We start from the raw sequence: 17,975 nt of genomic DNA on the forward strand, positions 1-17,975 counted from the left end.
TCCTTCCCGTCATGCGCATGGCAATAACCGCAGCAGGTATGCACGAAGAACTCGCCGATGAGCCCTGTCACACCCGCAGCAATGCGCAGAACATCGCATCGGTGCCGTGCCGGTGCGGCCACAGCTGCACCCCCGGCCCATCGCCCAGGTCCGGCACGTCCGGGAAGTACGGGCGCGCGTCCAGCTGCTCGACCCCGGTGCGGCGCACGACATCGGACACCACGCCCTCAGTCTCCGGCAGGTGCGGCGAGCACACCACGTACGCCACCACGCCGCCGGGACGAGTCAGCCGGATCGCCGACAGCAGCAGGTCACGCTGCAACTTCGTCAGGTCGCCGACGTCCGAGGGCTGCCGCCGCCACCGCGCCTCCGGACGCCGTCGTAGCGCCCCCAGCCCGGTGCACGGCGCGTCCACCAACACGCGGTCGAAGCCCGGCTCCAGGCCCGGGTCGCGGCCATCGGCCACGTGCACCGACACCGAGAGCCCTTCGGTGGCCTTGCGCACCAGGTCCGCGCGGTGCGGAGCCTGCTCGACGGCATCGAGCGCGCCCCCGTCGAGGGTGACCAGCGAACCGAGCAGGTTGGCCTTGCCGCCCGGGCCGGCGCACAGGTCCAGCCAGCGCAGGTCCGACCCTTCGATCTCGGGGCGGGTCAGCGCGAGCGTCACGAGCTGGCTGCCTTCGTCCTGCACCGAGGCGAAGCCCTCGCGCACCGGTTCCAGGTCGCCTGGGTCGCCGGCGCCCGCCTCCAGCCGCACCCCGTACGGCGAGTACGGCGCCGGGTCGCCGCCGGTGATCGCGGCGAGCTCGTCGGCGCTGATCTCGCCCGGGCGCGCGGTCAGGTGCACCGCCGGCCGCGCGTCGTCGGCGGCTAACGCCGCCTCCAGTTCGTCGATGCCGAGCGCATCGGCGAACGCCTGCGCGATCCACCTCGGGTGCGCGTACCGCGTCGCGAGGTATCCGACCGGGTCCTCGTCGCGTGCCGGGGCGAGCTTGTCGACCCAGCCCTGCTCGTCGAGCTCGGTGACGCGACGCATCACGGCGTTGGCGAAACCGGCTAGTTTCGAACCATTCTCGAACCGCACGATGTCCACAGTGGAGGCAACCGCGGCGTGCGCCGGGATCCGGGTGCGCAGCAGCTGGTATACCCCGAGCCGCAGCGCGTCGAGCATCTTCGGCTCCAACTCGGCCAGCGGCCGGTTGCTGCAATCGTCGATGACGGCGTCCAGCAATCCCTGCGCCCGGCAGGAGCCATAGGTCAGCTCGGTGGCCAATGCGGCGTCCCGGCCGGTGATGCGGCGCTGCTTGAGCAGCGGCGGCAGGGCGAGGTTGGCGTAGGCGTCGCGCTCCCGCACCGCGCGCAGCGTCTCCACTGCGGCCAAGCGGACCGGGTCGACGTCCAGCGGCCGAGCGGGGCCGGACTTGCGCCGCGGCGGGCGAGCCTTGGCCGGCCGGGAGGGCCGGCGGCGGCGATCGTTCACTTGAGCCGTTCTCCTTGCTCGATGCGGGTTCCACGGGCCCAGTCGGTGGCGGCCATCCGCTTCTTGCCCGCCGCCTGTACCGCACCCAGCGCGACCGCCGAGGTGCCGGTGCCGACCAGCACGCGCCGCCGTTCCACCCGGATCTCGCCGGGCGGCAGTTCTTCGTCCACAATGGACACCGGGCCGAGTTTGAATCGCTCGTCGTGCAGCAGCGCCCACGCGCCGGGGTCCGGGGTGACCGACCGGATCAGCCGGTCCACCGCGACGGCCGGGACGGTGAAGTCCACCTTGGCGTCCTCGACGGTCACCTTGGGTGCGTAGCTGACGCCGTCGTCCGGTTGCTCCTCGGCACGCAGCGTGCCGTCCTCGATGCCGTCCAGGGTGGCCACCAGCAGGCCGGCGCCGGAGATCGCCAGGCGGTCCAGCAGCTCGCCTGCGGTGTCGGTGGCGCGCACCTGCTCGGTGACCACGCCGAACACCGGCCCGGCATCCAGCTCGGGCACCAGCCGGAAGGTACTGGCCCCGGTGATCTCGTCGCCGTGCCGGATGGCCGCCTGCACCGGGGCGGCCCCGCGCCACGCGGGCAGCAGCGAGAAGTGCAGGTTCACCCAGCCGAACTTCGGGATGGCCAGGGCCTTCTCCCGCAGCAGCGCGCCGTAGGCCACCACCGGGCAGCAATCCGGGGCCAGTTCGCCTAACCGCTGCAAGAAATCCGGACTCGACGCGCGCTGGGGCGCGAGCACCTCGATGCCGTGTTCGTCGGCGAGCGCGCCGACGGGAGAACGCACCAGTTTGCGTCCGCGCCCGGCCGGGGCGTCCGGTCGGGTGATCACCGCGGCGACCTCGTGCCGGTCGGAGTCCAGCAACGCCTGCAACGAGGGCACCGCCGGGGCGGGCGTGCCGGCGAAGACCACGCGCATGTCAGCGACCCCCGAACAGCGGGTGCGGGCTTTCCTTGATCACCGGTGCATTGCCGTTGAACCACGCGGCCTGGCGGATCTCGCGCATTGCGGCCTTGCGGGTCTGTTCGTCGAGCCGGTCGACGAACAGCACGCCGTCGAGGTGATCGGTTTCGTGCTGGATGCACCGGGCGAGCAGGTCAGTGCCCTCGACCTCGACCGGGTCGCCATGCATGTTCCAGCCGCGGGCAACCACGTGGCTGGCGCGCAAGCAGTCCCAGCGCATCCCGGGGATCGACAGACAGCCTTCCGGACCGAACTGCTCCTCATCGCCGACCACGGTCCAGGTGGGGTTGACCAGGTGCCCGGCGAACCCGTCGCAGTGGTAGGTGAACACCCGCAGGCCCACGCCCAGCTGCGGCGCGGCCAGCCCGGCCCCGCCTTGCTCCTCCATCGTGTCCCACAGGTCCTCGACCAGGGTGCGCAGCTCTTTGTCGAAGTCGACCACCTCGTCGGCCCTGGTGCGCAACACGGGGTCGCCGAAGAGTCTGATCGGCTGGACGGTCACTTGAGCTCCCTGAGATGTCGACGACGGCGATTGGCGACCCGCCGAGTCTAGTCGTCACCCGCTCCTGGTCGCCGCGGCGGCAGTTCCGCCGAAATGGCCGCTTTCGGAGCGCACCTCCACCACGATTCACTAGAGCCCCCTAGCTACGGAGCGTGCATTGTCGAGCACCGATCAGCTTCAGTTCTTGACCCCCACCGACTACCCGGGACTGTTCCAGGCGGCGGATGCGGCCTCCGTGCACCAGCAGCGCACCTACCTGCGGGCCGTCCGCTCCCGGTTGGTGCTGACCGTTTCGGCCGCGGTGTTCGCCGCGTTCACCCTGCCCATCGGCGCCGCGGGGATCGACGTGTTCGCGGTGGGCACGGCTCTGGCTTTCGTCTGCGCGATGGTGATCGAACTGGCCGTGGTCGGCTCCCGGCCGGACAAGGTCTGGTACGAGGGCCGCGCACTGGCGGAGTCGGTCAAGACCCTGACCTGGCGTTACGTCGCGGGTGCCGCGCCGTTCGCGGCCGGGTCCGGACGGGCCGACGACGAGTTCGTGGAGCGGATCCGCATCCTGCAGCGCGACCTGCCCCAGGTTCCACTGCTGCCCAGCACGGCATCGACGATCACCGACAAGATGCGGTCGATGCGCGCCGCGCCGCTGGCCGAACGCAAGGAGGCTTACCTGATCGGCCGGGTGCTCGACCAGCAGGACTGGTACGCGAGCAGGGCGCTCTACCACCTGCGCAACGCGCGGATCTTCCGGACCACGATGCTGACCATGGAAGTGGTGGGCGTTGCCGGCGCGCTGGCCAAGGCGCTCGGCGTGGTCAACTTCGACCTAGCGGGCATCGTGGCCGCGGCGGTGTCGGCGTTCGCGGCATGGAACGCCACCCGCCAGCACAACGCGACCGCGACCGCGTACGTGATGGCCTCCCACGAACTGGCCGTGATCCGCGATCTGCTCGACCGCGACCTCGACGAGCAGCAGTGGTCGGCCGCGGTCGCCGACGCCGAGGCGGCGGTCAGCCGCGAGCACACCATGTGGCACGCCAACCGGACGAGGTGATCGACGCGCAGAATATTTTCGCTGGCGGGAAAGGGAATTCTCCGCGCTCTCCGGCCGCGGCGCAGCCATCCTGCAAGGGGCCAAAGATCCCCCGCAACCGCACGATCCGCTCCGACCGGTCTGCGAACGCCGGGGCCCGGGGCCGTGAATCCAGCGCTTCCGGAAAGACTCACGGCCCCGTTGCAACTCGCGCCTCAGCGGCCGGGCACCACCACTGCTGCTGAACCGCCTCCCGCGCGTTCGGGTTCGGCCGCCGCGATCCAGCGGCCGTCGGGCAGCCGTTCGACGCCGGTCGCGGAACCGATCTCGCCGGTCGGCTTGAACTGGTGGCCGATGGCCTTCAGCTTTTCCGCCTCCGGCTGAGCCAGGAAGCCCGCCTCCGCTTCGGTCTGCCCGGCGTTGCGCTGCGATGCCCGGGGCTCGGCGATGGCGTCCACAAGGGACAGCTTGCGGTCCAGGCGACCGAGGAGCACCTGCAGCACCGTGGTGATGATCGTCGAGCCGCCGGGGCTGCCGACGGCCAGCAGCGGTCGGCCGTCCTGAAGCACGATCGTCGGGCTCATCGAGCTGCGCGGGCGCTTGCTCGGACCGGGTAGGTTCGGGTCCGGCTGGCCGGGGGTGACCGGGGTGAAGTTGAAGTCGGTCAGCTCGTTGTTCAGCAGGAATCCCCGGCCCGGCACCACGATCCCGCTGCCGCCGACCTGCTCGATGGTCAACGTGTAGGACACCACGTCGCCCCACTTGTCGGCCACCGTCAGGTGCGTGGTGTTCGGGCCCTCGTACGGCTCGACGCCACCGGCGGTGCGAGCCTGGCAGCCCTGCGGGTTGCGCGGATCGCCGGCCGCGACCGGGGTCGGCAGCACCGCGTCGTCGGTGATCAGGCAGGCCCGGGAATCGGCGAATTGCTGGCTGAGCAGCTCATCGGTGGGCACGTCGTTGAACTTCGGGTCGCCCACCCAGCGGTTGCGGTCGGCGAAGCCGATCTTGCTGGCCTCCAGGAACCGGTGCAGGTACGCGGTCTTGTCGAGGCGGGACAGGTCGGTGCGCTCCAAGATGTTCAACGCCTCGCCGACCGTCGTGCCGCCGGAGCTCGACGGAGCCATGCCGTAGACGTCGAGCCCGCGATAGGTCAGGTGCGTGGGCGACTGCTCGGCGATGCGGTAGTCGCTCAGGTCGTCGGTGGTCATGCCGCCGGGACGCACGGTGCGTTTCACGGTCGGGTCGACCGGCGGCTGGTTCACCGCCTTGAGCACATCCGCGCCGAGCTCGCCCCGGTACAGGGCGTCGATGCCGCGGGTGCCCATGATTCGGTAGGTGTCGGCGAGGTCGCGGTTGCGCAGCACGCTGCCGACCTCGGGAAGCTTGCCGCCCGGCAGGAACAGGTCGCGGGTCGCCGGGAACGCACGGAAACGCTGCTCGTTCTGCGCCGTCCGCTCGCGGAAGGTCTTGTCGACGACGAAGCCCTTGCGCGCCAACTGCTCGGCCGGGCGCAGCACCTCGCCGAGTTTCTTACTTCCCCAGCGGTCTAGCGCCGCCTGCCAGGTCATCGGGGTGCCCGGCACACCGACGCTGAGTCCGCTGGTGACCGCGTCGTCGAACGGGATCGGCCGACCGTTGTCCAGGAACATGTCCCGGTGGGCGGCGGAAGGCGCGGTCTCCCGCCCGTCGATCGTCTCGACCTTGCCGGTCTTGGCGTCGTAGTGCACAAAGAAACCGCCGCCGCCGATCCCGCCCAGGTAGGGCTCGGTGACACCCAGCGCGGCAGCGACCGCGACCGCCGCGTCGGTGGCGGTGCCGCCGCGGCTGAGCACCTCGATCCCGGCCTGCGTCGCGTAGGGGTCGGCGCTGGCGACCGCGCCACCGGAACCGATGGCCTCGGCTTGCTTGGGTGGCTCCGTCGGCGGGCCACCCGGCGGGGCCGCCTGTGCCATCGGCGCGATCAGCGCACACGACGTGATCACGGCCAGGGTTAGTCGAATATGCCTCGACGGCATCGCCACCTCCAACATCGACAACGCCGCAATACTCTGCCCAGTTCGCGCCCTCGAAACAACTGTTGTGCCACACGGCACCAAGCCGGTGAAGCGAACGGAGTACTCGGCTAACCTTACGAGGCGAACAGGCCGTTCGCCGCGCGCTATTGCGCCGGGCCCTATTTCGCCGGACCCAGCGCCGCGTCGTGGTAGCGGCAGTTGGGGGCCCAAAGCAGGAACGAGTTCATGCCGTTGTTCCGCGCGGCGTCGGTCTGCGCCGCCACCTCCCCAGGGCCGTAGCGGACGCCGAGGCTGAAATCCTGCAGCCACGGGATGATTTGTACATCGGTGCCCTCGACCGCCTTGGCGAACACCGCCAGCGAGCGTGCCACGATGTCGTAGGGCTGGGAGTTGGGATCGGCGACCCCGAATTCACCGGGCGCCCAGTGCGAGGGGTAGACCATCGGCGAGATGTAGTCGACGAACTGCGACATCTGCCGGATGTCCTGGGCGATCTCGGTGGGCCGGTCCACCGCGATGCCGAAAACCGACGCGCCGAGCAGCGCGCCCCGCGACCGCACCTCGGGCTGGGTCTGGCGCAGGAAGTCGGCGATGGCCGCCTCCGGCGTGGTGGTCAGCCCGGGGATGCGCATCTGCTCGATGTGCCCGTCGGGACGCCGCACATAGTCGTAGAGGACGTCGTCGAAGCCCAGGGCAGCGGCCTCGGCGGCGATATCGATGTTGTACCGGACCACCACGGGGTCGGCGAAGTTGGTGAACGCGTAGCTGCCGTAAGCGCCGCTCGTCCAGGGTCGGCCATCGGCGGTCTGCACGACGCGTTCGGGGTGCCCGCCGTGCCAGGATGCCGCGCCCAGTACCGGATCCTTGAAGGCGACGAGACGGCCGACGACCCGCACGCCCATGCCATGCAGCTGGTCGAGCACCTGCCGGGCGTGGTAGTAGCCCTTGACCGCGCCGATCTGGCGAGCCCTCGGCACCCCGGAGTCGTAAACGACCTCGCCGCTCTCGTCTTTGAGGTCCAGCTCGATGGTGTCGATCTTGCCCTGCCGGGCCATCGCCAGGATGGGCTCGCGCAGCGAGTTGCTGGTCCAGGCCAGCCCGGTCAGGTGCACCGCACGCATCCCGGGGTGTCTTATGTGGACGGTCACCATCCGCTCGGTCCGGTTGCCCGCGGCATCGGTTGCGGCCACCCGGATGTTCCGGTCCGGCCGGTCGACCACGGCACTGAACCCGCCCCGCGGGTCGGACACCGCGGGCTTGCCGGCCACGGTGACCTGGTTGGCGTCCCGCACGGTCCCGGTGACCGTCACCGGCTTGTTCGGCCCTTCCGGCCGCAACGAGTCCTCGACCTGCAGCACCGGCGGCTCGCTGTCCACTGTAAATGTTCGAGTGGTAGTGGTGGAACCAAGCCAGGACGGACTGCGCGGCACCACGACGCGCAACTCGTGCGGGCCGTCCGGCAGTCCGGCCGCCTGCACCACATGCGCGCCTTGCCGCTCGACCGCCGGAATCTCCCGGCCGTCGAGCAGCACCCGCAACCCATCGGCGGTACCGGCGCGGATCTGAATCGAGCCCACCGCGTCCGGCCTGATGGGATGGTCCGGTAACCCGGCAATCCGGACGTCCGCTGTGGATGTCGTTCGTAGTAACAGGACTCCGAGTAGCAGCACCACAATGGCGCCTAACCCGATCGCGACAGACCTGGGTATCTCGGCCAACGCCGCCTTGACGCGGGTCGTACCGGAGGCAGCATCCGTCATCGCTTTCGCCTCCCCGACTGGCGAACTCGCACGGCTGCACTAAATTCATGCTCGATCAAGTGGAAACCGACCCCTGCGGACCGGCCGTACCACCACCCTCTCAATCCGATCGCCGGAGATCAATTAGCCACTTGGAGTATCCCCAATCACAGTGCCGATCTCTAGCGTTGGCGGGATGCGGTCACCACTGCGGAAAAACGGCGTCGCGGCGACGGCAGCGGTCCTGTTCGCGATTCTCGGTGCCGGGTGCGGCGCAGAAACCGGCTCGCCGCAACACAATGCGATCCTCCAGCGTCCCCCGCCGGCGCCACCTCCGCTTCCCACGCCGGAGTCGTTGCACGCCAACGAACTCGGCGACGTCCCGGTGCTCATGTACCATCGGATCACTGCCAAGCCACGCAGCGTTTACGACCGCACGCCGGAAGATTTCCGCACGGAGCTGGACCGGCTGGCCGCCGAGGACTACGTGCCGGTGACCACCACCGAGTACGCCACCGGCCGGTTCGACATCCCGGCCGGAAAGCATCCGGTGGTGCTCACCTTCGACGACGGCACGGTCAGTCAGTTCACATTGGACGGTGCCGGCGAACCGGCACCGGGCACAGCCATCCGCATCCTGCTGGACGCCGCCGCAGCGCACCCCGGGTTCCGCCCGGTGGCAACGTGCTACGTCAACGATCCGCCGTTCGAGGAACCCACCGGGCGGCGCAGCCTCAACTGGTTGCACGAGCACGGCTTCGAGATCGGCAACCACACACTCGACCACGCGAACCTCGGCCGGGCATCGGATGCCGAGGTAGCGCACCAGATCGCGGGGATGCAGCGGGTCATCACCGATGCCGTGCCGGGCGTGCCGGTACAGTCGATCGCGCTACCGCTGGGCGTGCACCCCGACAACGAGCCGCTTGCGGCCGCAGGCTCGGCCGATGGAATCGGCTACCACTACAGCAGTGTTTTGCTGGTCGGATCCAACCCGGCGCCGTCGCCGTGGTCGGCGGAATTCGACCCGTTCAACGTGCCCCGCATCCGTTCGCAGGGCCCGACCGGACCGGATGCCCAGTACGGTTCCACGAGGTGGCTGGACAAACTCGCCGCCGACCCGGCCCGGCGCTACACCTCGGACGGAGATCCGAACCGGGTCTCCGCTCCTGCCGACCGGAACACCGAGCCCGCACCGTCGGTCGGGGCGCGGCTCCACCGGTACTGAGCCTCGCGGTTCACCGCGGATCCGCCACGGTCCTGCGCGGAGCCGATGATCACCGATTACGGCCTACAGCAATTCCAGTGGGTCGAGGCGGACTTGCAGTTCGGCCGCTTTGCGGGCGGCTCGTACCGCTTGGGCCGCGTGCAGGGAGCCCGCGAGGGCTCGGCCTTCGGATCGCTCGACGCGGACGATCAGCCGCTCCCGCTCGGAATTGCCGTCCTCGTCGACCTCGCCCAGCGGCACCGGACCGAGGACTTCGGCGGTCGCGGGCAGGTCCGCCGAGTCCAGCAGGGCTTCGATGGCTTCCGGGATGCCGTCGACGGCGGCGACGCGGCGGGCCGGGGGAAAGCCGAGCTGGGCGCGCTCGGCGAGTTCCAGCGACGCGAACCACGCCGGATCCCAACGCACCAGGGCCTGCACCGGTTGCAGCGACGAATCGGCCATGACCACGACCCGCCCGCCTTCGCCAGCGGGCCGGACCAGCGCCGCCGCCGCGAACCACAGCCGCAGCGCCGTCTCGGCCGCGCGAAGTTCGGGACGGCCCAACAGGGTCCGGCCGTCCAGCAGCAGCGCCGCGCCGTACCCGCCTTCGGCAACCGGCTCGGCACCAGGAGTGCACACGATCAGCGCCGGTTTCGCGGGCACGGTCGGCAGGATTTCGCCAGCACCGGAGGTCCGCACCGGCACATTGCTGAACGCCCGCCCCAGCTCCTCCGCGGTGCGGGACGCACCGACCGCCACCGCGCGCAGCCGCCGCGAGCCGCAGGAGCTGCACTTGAACGCCGCTTCCGCGGCTCCGCACCAGCGGCACGCCGCCGGCTTCGGCGCTCCGTCTTCGTTGCCTCCCGGCAGCGCCAGCGGCCCCGCGCACCGGCGGCACCTCGCCCGCTCGCGGCAGTCGCCGCACGCGAGCGCCGGCACGTAGCCGCGTCGTGGCACCTGCACGAGCACCGGCGCTCCCGCACCGAGCGCGGATCGCGCCGCTTCGAACGCAACCGACGGTAACCGCGCAGCCCGCGCCGCCGGGTCACGCGCCAGTTGATTGTCATCTTCGCCGATCGCCGTCACTCTGGGCGCAGCCGCCCGCACGTCCGTGCGGTGCGCGACCAGCTCGTGCGCCCAACCGGACTCGGCCAGCAACGCCGCTTCGGCGGTACGCGCGAAGCCTCCGACGATCAGCGCCGCCCCTGCCGCATGCGCGCGTTGCGTCAGCACGTCGCGGGTGTGCGGGTAGGGCACCTGCGGATAACTGTGCAGGTCGTCGCCGTCGTCCCACACCGCGGCAAAGCCCAGGTGGTGCACCGGTGCGAACATTGCCGCGCGGGTTCCGATCACGACGCGTGCCGCGCCGCGCAGCACTGCCAGCCAGCGGCGGTAGCGCGCGGATGGCGCCAGGTCGGCGGCGAGGGCGACCACGCCGTCCTTGCCGAGCAGCCCGGTGCAGGCGTCCTGCAGCCGCTGCAGGTCGCGGTGGTCGGGGACGACGATCAGCGCGCCTCGTCCGGCCGCCGCGGCGGTGGCGGCGGCTTCGGCGAGCCGGCTGGGCCAGTTTTCGCCGGGTAGTGCCTGCCAGACCGCCCGGGCGGAGCGTCCCGCGTGCACCGCCTCCAAAAAAGACGTTCCGTGTTGGTAACGGGCCCAGGCTTCGGCGGCGGGGCGCGGGGGCAGTGGGCCGGGTTCGCGGGGTGCGGACTTCTCCGCCCCGGCGTGCCGGGGCGGGATCGCCAGGCGCACCACGTCGGCGAGCATGCCGCCGTAGCGGGTCGCCACCGCGCGGGCAAGCTCCAGCAGTTCCGGGGTCAGCACCGGTTCCGGTGACAAGACCCGCTCGACCCAGGACAGGGTGCCCTGAAAGTCCGTGGTCTCGTTGCGTTCCAGCAGGTAGCCGTCGACGAGCTTGCCCCGGAAACGCACCCGCACCCGGCAGCCCGGCACCGCGTCGGTGTCCAGCCGGTCGGGCACCAGGTAGTCGAACGGCCGGTCCAGGTGCACCGGTAGCGGGACGTCGACCAGCACGCGGGCCACCGGTCGGTTCGCCGCCGCGGTCCGCTTTGCCGTCGCCCCCTTCGGTTGTGCACCTGCCATGCCTCTTCTCTACCAGAGCGCCCGGACGGGTCGGTCAAGTGCACGTCGCAACGGGTACATCGGGCGTCACGCGCGGCATGGCGACGCCAATCGGCTGGTGTGATCAGAGTTCGACGGACTCCACCGTCTCGATGATCCACGTCTGCGGGTCCTGCACCAAGGGATGGGCGGGGCCCGCCCACAGCCCGTGCAGACGGTGCCGGAACTCCTCGGCCTCGTCGAACTCGGCGAACTCCAAATCGACCATCACCATGGCTGGATCCGCCACGCCCCGGCGAATCCAGTAGTGGCGCACGCCGCTGCGCTTGCGATCGATCGGATCGCGGTCGAAGAGCTGCTTCCAGGTGTCGAAGGACGGCACGGAATGCTGGACACGAAGAATCGGCATGACGCCCTCCTTCACTCCGCTGCCAGTATCGGCGGCGGCCTTGGGCCGCACACCGGCCGAAATCCCCTCCCCCGCGCTGCCGAACCCGGGGCCAGTGTGAAACGATTTCGGGTGTTTCACGTGGTCTTCTATCAGCCCGAGATCCCGGGCAACACCGGCAACGCGATCCGGATGGCGGCCGGTTCCGGGTGCGCGCTGCACCTGATCGAACCGCTCGGGTTCTCCGTGTCGGACGCGAAGCTGCGCCGAGCCGGGCTGGACTACCACGACCGCGCCGCGCTGCACGTGCATCCCGACCTCGACTCGGCCTGGCGGGCATTGGATCCGCAGCGGATCATCGCGTTCACCTCGAAGGCCGAATGCTCCTACGAGAAGGTGTCCTACCGGCCGGGCGACGTGCTGTTGTTCGGGCCCGAATCCACCGGGCTGCCCGAGGACGTGCTCGACGCATCGACGTTGCGGGTGCGGATTCCGATGCTGCCCGGTATCCGCTCGATGAACCTCGCCAACTCGGCGGCCGTCGCGGTCTACGAGGCCTGGCGTCAGCAGGGTTTCGCGATGCCTTCGTGAGCGCGGGGCTGCTGGTTGCGCACTCACGTTCCCGTCCGCGCCGCGCTGCCCGATTCACGCGGAGTCCTGGTCCACGGCCAGGTCAGCAGCGCCCACGCGGCCAACCCGATGGCCACCCCGACGCCCAGGTACCAGGGCCAGCCGCCCATCACGTCGAGCAGCGACGGGTTGTCCGGCTTCCGGCTGACGAAGCCGTAGTTGGTGCCCGCCCAGGCGTTGAATGCCAGCATCGCCGCGATCCAGACGAGCGTCACCCCGGCCGAGAACCAGTAGCCGCGCCAGTTCGGCCGCATCCCGACGCCCCACGTCAGGTACGCCGCCGCCCAGATGACCAGCAGATGCTGGCCCCAGAACTGGATGAAGTGGATATTCGGGAAATCCGGGGCGTCCAGCGCGGGCGTGATCATCGCCTGCGGGGTCAGCGTGAGGCCCCAGTAGTAGACAAGGGCATAGGACAGCGGCTGTCGGGTCCACAGCGCGTAGGCGGCGACCATCCAGGCGAAGTCGCAGAGTTGCAGCGGGAGCGATTCGGCGATGTTCCACTGGGCGGGCAACAGCTGGTAGATCAGCAACGGCACGTTGAACGCCAAGACCACCACGGCGAAGATGCGCGTGAACAACGTGGTGGTCCGCGGATCGCGGTTCCGGTGCCCGAGCACGGGCAGCGCCACCGACCCGGCGACGATCAGCACCATGAGCACCCAGTGCGACGGGCCGTAGGGTACGAAGCGATCTACCGGCAGCGGCTCCACACCTTAAGCGTAAGGACCCGGGGGGTTCGGGCGATTTCAAGGGAAATCGACGCGCTGATTTCCAAATCGCCCACCGGATGACCGTCAGGCGTTGGCGGCGGACTTCAGGGCCTCGGCACGGTCCGTGCGCTCCCAGGGCAGGTCGAGGTCGTTGCGCCCGAAGTGGCCGTAGGCCGCCGTCTGGGCATAGATCGGCCGCAGCAGGTCCAGGTCGCGGATGATCGCGGCCGGACGCAGGTCGAAGACCTCGTTGATCGCGGACTGGATACGCGTCGGGTCGACGTTTTCGGTGCCGAAGGTCTCCACGAACAGGCCCACCGGGGCGGCCTTGCCGATCGCGTAGGCGACCTGCACCTCGATGCGGCTCGCCAGGCCCGCGGCGACCGCGTTCTTGGCCACCCACCGGGTGGCGTACGCCGCGGAGCGGTCCACCTTCGACGGGTCCTTGCCGGAGAAGGCACCGCCGCCGTGGCGGGCCATGCCGCCGTAGGTGTCGACGATGATCTTCCGGCCGGTCAGGCCCGCGTCGCCCATCGGGCCGCCGACGACGAACCGGCCGGTCGGGTTCACCAGCAGCCGGGTGTCGGAGGTCTCGATGCCGAGCTCCTCGATCTCCGGGCCGACCACCTTCTCGCGGACGTCGACGGTCAGCATCGAATCCAGGTCGATGTCGGCGGCGTGCTGGGTAGACAGCACCACGGTGTCCAGCCGCACCGGCTGGTCACCGGCGTACTCGATGGTCACCTGGGTCTTGCCGTCCGGCCGCAGGTACGGCAGCACGCCGTCCTTGCGGACCCGGGTCAGCCGCCGCGACAGCCGGTGCGCCAGCGCGATCGGCAGCGGCATGAACTCCGGCGTGTCGTCGCAGGCGTAGCCGAACATCAGGCCCTGGTCGCCGGCACCCTGCTTGGCGATCTCGTCGAGCACGCCCTCGACCCGGGATTCGTGCGCGGTGTCCACGCCCTGGGCGATGTCCGGGGACTGGGAGCCGATCGCGACGTTCACGCCGCAGGAGTTGCCGTCGAAGCCCTTCGCGGAGGAGTCGTAGCCGATCTCCAGGATCTTCTCCCGCACGATGGTCGGAATGTCCGCGTAGGCGTCCGTGGTCACCTCGCCCGCCACGTGCACCTGCCCGGTGGTCACCAAGGTCTCCACCGCCACCCGCGAGCGCGGGTCCTGAGCCAGCAACGCGTCCAGGATCGAGTCGCTGATCGCATCGCAGATCTTGTCCGGATGGCCTTCGGTCACGGACTCACTGGTGAACAGCCTGCGCCCGGTGCGCAGGCCCGACTGCTGACTCACGATTCTCCCCGAATTCCCTGCGAAGAAAGCTCGCCGAGGTGGCCGACGTACCAGATCACTTTACTGGCGGGAGAGCTGTCGGCTCACAGCATCCCACAATGTGGCCGCCAGCCGAGATTTCGCGCCGAAGGGGATGGGCTCCTCGGTGCCGTCGCCGCCCAGCAACCAGCCCGCGTTGTCGTCGACCTCGAAGGCCCGTCCATCACCGACGGCGTTGACCACCAGCAGGTCGCAGCCCTTGCGGACGAGCTTGGCGCGGCCGTGGTCGAGCACCGTGGTGGTCGGATCGCCGGTCTCGGCGGCGAACCCGACGATCAGCGAGGCGGCCAGCTTGCCCGCGTTCCGCGCCTCGACGAGCTTGGCGAGGATGTCCGGATTGCGGGTCAGCGCCAGCGGTTCCGGATCCCGATCGGTCTTCTTGATCTTGTGTCCGACCGGGGAGACGGGCCGGAAATCGGCCACGGCCGCGGCCATCACCACGGCGTCCGCGCCGTCGGACTCGGCCAGCATCACCGACCGCAGTTCCTCGGCGGTACCCACCCGGATCACCCGGACGCCGGCCGGATCGACCAGATCTGCGGTGTACGCGGCGACCAGCGTGACTTCCGCGCCGCGGTGCGCGGCGACGCGCGCCAGCGCGAAGCCCTGGCGACCGGACGAACGGTTGCCGAGGTAGCGCACAGGGTCCAGCGGCTCACGCGTGCCGCCGGCCGAGATCACGACGCGGCGGCCTTCGAGATCGCGGGGCAGCGCCCGCGGTTCGGCCAGCAGCAACCGGGCCAGGTCGACGATCTCGGCGGGATCGGGCAACCGGCCCTTGCCGGTGTCCGCGCCGGTCAACCGGCCGCTGTCGGGCTCGGCGACCACCACGCCGCGGCTGCGCAGCAGCGCCACGTTGTCCTGCGTCGCCGGGTGCTCCCACATCTCGGTGTGCATCGCCGGGACCATCAGCACCGGGCAGCGCGCAGTCAGCAACGTCGAGGTGAGCAGATCGTTCGCCTGCCCGTGCGCCGCACGGGCCAGCAGGTCGGCGGTGGCGGGCGCGACGACGACCAGGTCGGCCTGCTGCCCGAGCCGCACGTGCGGGACCTCTTCGACGTCGGCGAACACGCCGGTCTCCACCGGCTGCCCGGACAGCGCCTCGAAGGTCGCCGCGCCGACGAAGCGCAGCGCCGCCTCAGTGGGGATCACCCGGACGCTGTGCCCGGACTCGGTCAGCCGCCGCAGCACCTCGCACGCCTTGTAGGCGGCGATGCCACCGCTGACGCCGAGGACCACCCGCGGGCGATCCTCGGTGCGATCGGTCGTCACTCGCCTTCGGTGTGCTCAAGCACGCCCGCGTGGATCTCGCGGAGCGCGATCGACAGCGGCTTCTCCCGCGGGCCCGGCTCGACCAGCGGCCCGACGTACTCCAGCAGGCCCTCGCCGAGCTGCGCGTAGTAGTCGTTGATCTGCCGCGCCCGCTTCGCGGCGTAGATCACCAGGGCGTACTTGGAGCTGACCTGCTCCAGCAGGTCGTCGATCGGCGGGTAGGTGATGCCCTCGACGGTGTTGGTCGACGGGCTGCTGTTGAGCGCAGCCAGCGCGCTGGGGGTGCTCACGTGAGTGGCTCCTGCTCCTCGTGGGTGTCCGTACCGGCGGTGTCGCGCGCCCGTGCTCTCGGAAACCAGTGTGCGGTCAAGTGCACAACCGGCGCGGTCACTGCTCGCGGCCAAGAATCAATCGTAGCAATTCGCTGGTCGCGACCTGCACGTCGGCGTTGACGACCGACGCGTCGAACTCCGATTCGGCCGCCAGCTCCTCGCGCGCGGTCGCCAACCGCCGCTCGACGACCTCGGTGGGCTCGGTGCCGCGACCGGTGAGGCGTTCCACCAGCTCCCCCCAGGACGGCGGCAGCAGCATCACCAGCTGTGCCTCCGGCATGGCGCGGCGCACCTGGCGGGCGCCCTGCAGTTCGATTTCCAGCACGGCCGGCCGACCGGCCGCCAGGGCCTCTTCGACGGGCTTACGCGGGGTGCCGTAGAGGTTGCCCGCGTAACGGGCGAATTCGAGCATCTCGCCGGCGGCGATCATTCGCTCGAACTCCGCGGTGTCGACGAAGTGGTAGTGCACCCCGTCGATCTCCCCGGCGCGGGGCGGGCGGGTGGTCGCGGACACGCTGAAGTAAATCTCCGGAGCCTGCCTGCGCACCTCGCTGAGCACGCTGGACTTGCCGACGCCGGAGGGCCCGGAAACGACGGTGAGCCGAGGCTCGCCCTGACGGACGGTCCTCGGCTCAGCGCCGGTTTGTGCGTCGATCACTCGCCGCTGAACTCGGAGAGCAGCGCCTTGCGCTGCCGCTCACCCAGCCCGCGCAGCCGACGGCTGTTGGCGATCTCCAGACGCTCCATGATCTGCTGAGCGCGAACCTTGCCAACGCCGGGAAGGGCTTCGAGCAGGGCGGAGACCTTCATCTTGCCCAAGACCTCGTCGTTGTCGGCGGTCTCCAGGACCTCCGCCAGCGTGGTTCCACCTCGCTTGAGGCGCTCCTTGAGCTCAGCTCGGGCGCGACGGGCGGCAGCCGCCTTTTCCAGAGCTGCTGCCCGCTGCTCCTCGGTCAGCTGGGGAAGGGCCACCATGTCCTCCGTGATGTGGGGTTTCTCTTGATCGGTGCGGGCGACGGTACCGAGTCCGCTCCGCCGGGTTCCACTGGGGTCCCGGTTTCGTGAGCGCAATTCAGCCGGCGCGCCGCCCTGGCCCTTCTATTTCTACTCGTACAAGGCGTGCACGAGCACGGGGCCGCTGCAAGTACTACCAACAAAGCCGCTGAAGTGCACTAATCTCGGCCAAAACTCTTCGAATGTGTCCGATTTCCGCACAGTTGAGCCACGCCGGGGGCGTCCTCGCAGGTCAAACCGGGGTGAAATGTCCCTCATCGGACGTAGTGATCAAGAACGCTAATCGGCTCCTCGAATTCCGCCACGCGGAAGTTCCGTTTCCTTTTGCCGCCATACCGACCGGCCGGTCTGCCGCCCGGGCGGCGGTGCCACGAGCTCCGGAGGCGGCGCAGGTGCGCTGGCGGAGCTCGATGCGGGTCCAGCGGCTCAGAGGGCCTTCATGAGGTCCTGGACCCGGGTGGCCATCCGTTGCTTGTCGATCGGCGCGATCGTGGTCCAGGCTTCGGCGCTGCGACGGTTGTTCTCGATGAGGTACCAGCCCTTGGCGTTGGCGAAGAAGTTGGTGACCATCGGGGCCCGGTGCCGCTTGCCCTGACCATCCATGATGGACGCGCCGACCTGAGCCCAAGCCGTGCGCGGACCCCCGGCCATCTCCACCAGCGTCCGCGCGTCGTCTCGCCGGACCCCTTGCCGCGAAAGGCCGTCGGCCATCGCGCGGTCGGATTTCCCGGCGGCCGTCGCGGCCTGCTCCATCGCAGAACTGCGCAGCGACACGCCGCGCCCCGGTCCGGCCTTGACGTCCTCGGGCAGAACGCTGAGCACCGCCCGGACCATCGCATCGGCGGGTAGGGCCTGCATCCGGACGGTCTCCTCGGTCTGCACCGCCAGCGTCGCGCTGTTCCGGACGTTGGCGACCATCCCGGTTAGCTTTAGCTTCGCACCGTCGGGCTTGCGCTCGTTGAAGGTGATGTCGAAGGCACGCTCGTAGCGCTGCAACGGCAGGAACACGCCGTAGATGTCGTCTTCCCGCATCTCGTTGCCGAACCCGAGCGCGCGCAGCTCTTCCCACGCCCGCCGTTCCACCTCGCGGCGCTCAGACTGCAAGATGCCTTCCGGGAGCACGTTCAGCACCAACGGCTTGGTCCCCAGTTTGAAGTGCTTCCACGCCTCGTAGAAAGCTTGCTTCGACAGCTCGAATTTCACCGGATGCTCCCCAGCCCAGTACATGGGCGGCACCGACCCGATGCCGCCCACGCGGTTTTCTG

The 17,975-nt window shown here is 69.9% G+C and carries 17 protein-coding genes; 3 read left to right on the forward strand and 14 right to left on the reverse strand.

Annotated elements, in window-relative coordinates:
• Positions 1-67: 67 nt before the first annotated feature.
• The 3 genes from BJ970_RS01215 to def are packed head-to-tail and all read right to left on the reverse strand — an operon-like array spanning position 68 to position 2,947.
• Positions 68-1,480 carry an RsmB/NOP family class I SAM-dependent RNA methyltransferase gene (locus BJ970_RS01215; protein WP_184722495.1) on the reverse strand — a complete coding sequence of 471 codons (1,413 nt, stop codon included), beginning with the start codon at positions 1,478-1,480 and terminating at the stop codon, positions 68-70.
• Positions 1,477-2,400, reverse strand: coding sequence for a methionyl-tRNA formyltransferase (fmt, locus tag BJ970_RS01220; RefSeq protein WP_184722498.1), 924 nt, complete (start codon positions 2,398-2,400; stop codon positions 1,477-1,479). Before fmt ends, BJ970_RS01215 begins: the two co-directional genes overlap by 4 nt.
• 1 nt (position 2,401) lies before the next feature.
• A complete protein-coding gene (gene def, locus BJ970_RS01225; RefSeq protein WP_184722501.1) occupies positions 2,402-2,947 on the reverse strand; it encodes a peptide deformylase in 546 nt (181 codons plus the stop codon).
• Positions 2,948-3,104: 157 nt separating this feature from the next.
• Between def and BJ970_RS01230 the strand changes: the two genes are divergently transcribed.
• Positions 3,105-3,998 (forward strand): DUF4231 domain-containing protein, encoded by an 894-nt coding sequence (locus BJ970_RS01230; protein ID WP_184722504.1) that lies wholly within the window; start codon positions 3,105-3,107, stop codon positions 3,996-3,998.
• A gap of 194 nt (positions 3,999-4,192) precedes the next feature.
• Here the strand turns inward: BJ970_RS01230 and ggt are convergent, their stop codons facing one another.
• A complete protein-coding gene (gene ggt / locus BJ970_RS01235) occupies positions 4,193-5,992 on the reverse strand; it encodes a gamma-glutamyltransferase (protein ID WP_184728806.1) in 1,800 nt (599 codons plus the stop codon).
• 158 nt (positions 5,993-6,150) lie between these two features.
• On the reverse strand, positions 6,151-7,752 hold the full coding sequence (locus BJ970_RS01240) for a putative glycoside hydrolase (protein ID WP_184722507.1): 1,602 nt from the start codon (positions 7,750-7,752) through the stop codon (positions 6,151-6,153).
• A gap of 175 nt (positions 7,753-7,927) precedes the next feature.
• On the opposite strand from BJ970_RS01240, the gene BJ970_RS01245 reads away from it, so the two are divergent.
• Positions 7,928-8,959: a polysaccharide deacetylase family protein gene (locus BJ970_RS01245; protein WP_184722511.1), complete on the forward strand. Its 1,032-nt coding sequence runs from the start codon at positions 7,928-7,930 to the stop codon at positions 8,957-8,959.
• 63 nt (positions 8,960-9,022) lie between these two features.
• Here BJ970_RS01245 and BJ970_RS01250 read toward each other — a convergent pair whose 3' ends face one another.
• Both BJ970_RS01250 and BJ970_RS01255 read right to left on the reverse strand, forming a co-directional pair.
• Complete coding sequence (locus BJ970_RS01250) at positions 9,023-11,041, reverse strand: primosomal protein N' (RefSeq protein ID WP_184722514.1); 2,019 nt, start codon at positions 11,039-11,041, stop codon at positions 9,023-9,025.
• A gap of 103 nt (positions 11,042-11,144) precedes the next feature.
• Positions 11,145-11,429, reverse strand: coding sequence for a hypothetical protein (locus BJ970_RS01255; protein ID WP_184722517.1), 285 nt, complete (start codon positions 11,427-11,429; stop codon positions 11,145-11,147).
• A 111-nt stretch (positions 11,430-11,540) separates the two neighbouring features.
• Here BJ970_RS01255 and BJ970_RS01260 point away from each other — a divergent pair, with 111 nt between their 5' ends.
• Positions 11,541-11,999, forward strand: a complete 459-nt coding sequence (locus BJ970_RS01260) for a tRNA (cytidine(34)-2'-O)-methyltransferase (protein WP_184722520.1) — start codon at positions 11,541-11,543, stop codon at positions 11,997-11,999.
• 23 nt (positions 12,000-12,022) lie between these two features.
• On the opposite strand, the gene BJ970_RS01265 is transcribed toward BJ970_RS01260, so the two are convergent.
• From BJ970_RS01265 to BJ970_RS01295, 7 genes are all read right to left on the reverse strand, one after another.
• Positions 12,023-12,751 (reverse strand): YwaF family protein, encoded by a 729-nt coding sequence (locus tag BJ970_RS01265; protein WP_184722523.1) that lies wholly within the window; start codon positions 12,749-12,751, stop codon positions 12,023-12,025.
• A gap of 84 nt (positions 12,752-12,835) precedes the next feature.
• On the reverse strand, positions 12,836-14,017 hold the full coding sequence (gene metK / locus BJ970_RS01270) for a methionine adenosyltransferase (RefSeq protein ID WP_221467373.1): 1,182 nt from the start codon (positions 14,015-14,017) through the stop codon (positions 12,836-12,838).
• A 96-nt stretch (positions 14,018-14,113) separates the two neighbouring features.
• On the reverse strand, positions 14,114-15,364 hold the full coding sequence (gene coaBC / locus BJ970_RS01275) for a bifunctional phosphopantothenoylcysteine decarboxylase/phosphopantothenate--cysteine ligase CoaBC (protein WP_184722526.1): 1,251 nt from the start codon (positions 15,362-15,364) through the stop codon (positions 14,114-14,116).
• Positions 15,361-15,654 carry a DNA-directed RNA polymerase subunit omega gene (gene rpoZ / locus BJ970_RS01280; protein ID WP_184722529.1) on the reverse strand — a complete coding sequence of 98 codons (294 nt, stop codon included), beginning with the start codon at positions 15,652-15,654 and terminating at the stop codon, positions 15,361-15,363. Before rpoZ ends, coaBC begins: the two co-directional genes overlap by 4 nt.
• Before the next feature lie 97 nt (positions 15,655-15,751).
• Entirely contained in the window at positions 15,752-16,354 is a 603-nt protein-coding gene (gmk, locus tag BJ970_RS01285; RefSeq protein WP_184722531.1) for a guanylate kinase, read from the reverse strand.
• Complete coding sequence (gene mihF / locus BJ970_RS01290; protein ID WP_150068243.1) at positions 16,351-16,668, reverse strand: integration host factor, actinobacterial type; 318 nt, start codon at positions 16,666-16,668, stop codon at positions 16,351-16,353. Before mihF ends, gmk begins: the two co-directional genes overlap by 4 nt.
• A 468-nt stretch (positions 16,669-17,136) precedes the next feature.
• On the reverse strand, positions 17,137-17,913 hold the full coding sequence (locus tag BJ970_RS01295; RefSeq protein WP_184722534.1) for an ESX secretion-associated protein EspG: 777 nt from the start codon (positions 17,911-17,913) through the stop codon (positions 17,137-17,139).
• Positions 17,914-17,975 lie beyond the last annotated feature (62 nt).

This window comes from Saccharopolyspora phatthalungensis (genome assembly GCF_014203395.1).
GTDB classification, from domain to species: domain Bacteria; phylum Actinomycetota; class Actinomycetes; order Mycobacteriales; family Pseudonocardiaceae; genus Saccharopolyspora; species Saccharopolyspora phatthalungensis.

Excerpts from the sequence above, each read along its gene's own strand:
- BJ970_RS01250 (WP_184722514.1), bottom strand. The coding sequence starts at position 11,041 with ATGGCAGGTGCACAACCGAAGGGGGCGACGGCAAAGCGGACCGCGGCG.
- BJ970_RS01245 (WP_184722511.1), top strand. The coding sequence starts at position 7,928 with ATGCGGTCACCACTGCGGAAAAACGGCGTCGCGGCGACGGCAGCGGTC.
- fmt (WP_184722498.1), bottom strand. The coding sequence starts at position 2,400 with ATGCGCGTGGTCTTCGCCGGCACGCCCGCCCCGGCGGTGCCCTCGTTG.
- BJ970_RS01240 (WP_184722507.1), bottom strand. The coding sequence starts at position 7,752 with ATGACGGATGCTGCCTCCGGTACGACCCGCGTCAAGGCGGCGTTGGCC.
- BJ970_RS01255 (WP_184722517.1), bottom strand. The coding sequence starts at position 11,429 with ATGCCGATTCTTCGTGTCCAGCATTCCGTGCCGTCCTTCGACACCTGG.
- ggt (WP_184728806.1), bottom strand. The coding sequence starts at position 5,992 with ATGCCGTCGAGGCATATTCGACTAACCCTGGCCGTGATCACGTCGTGT.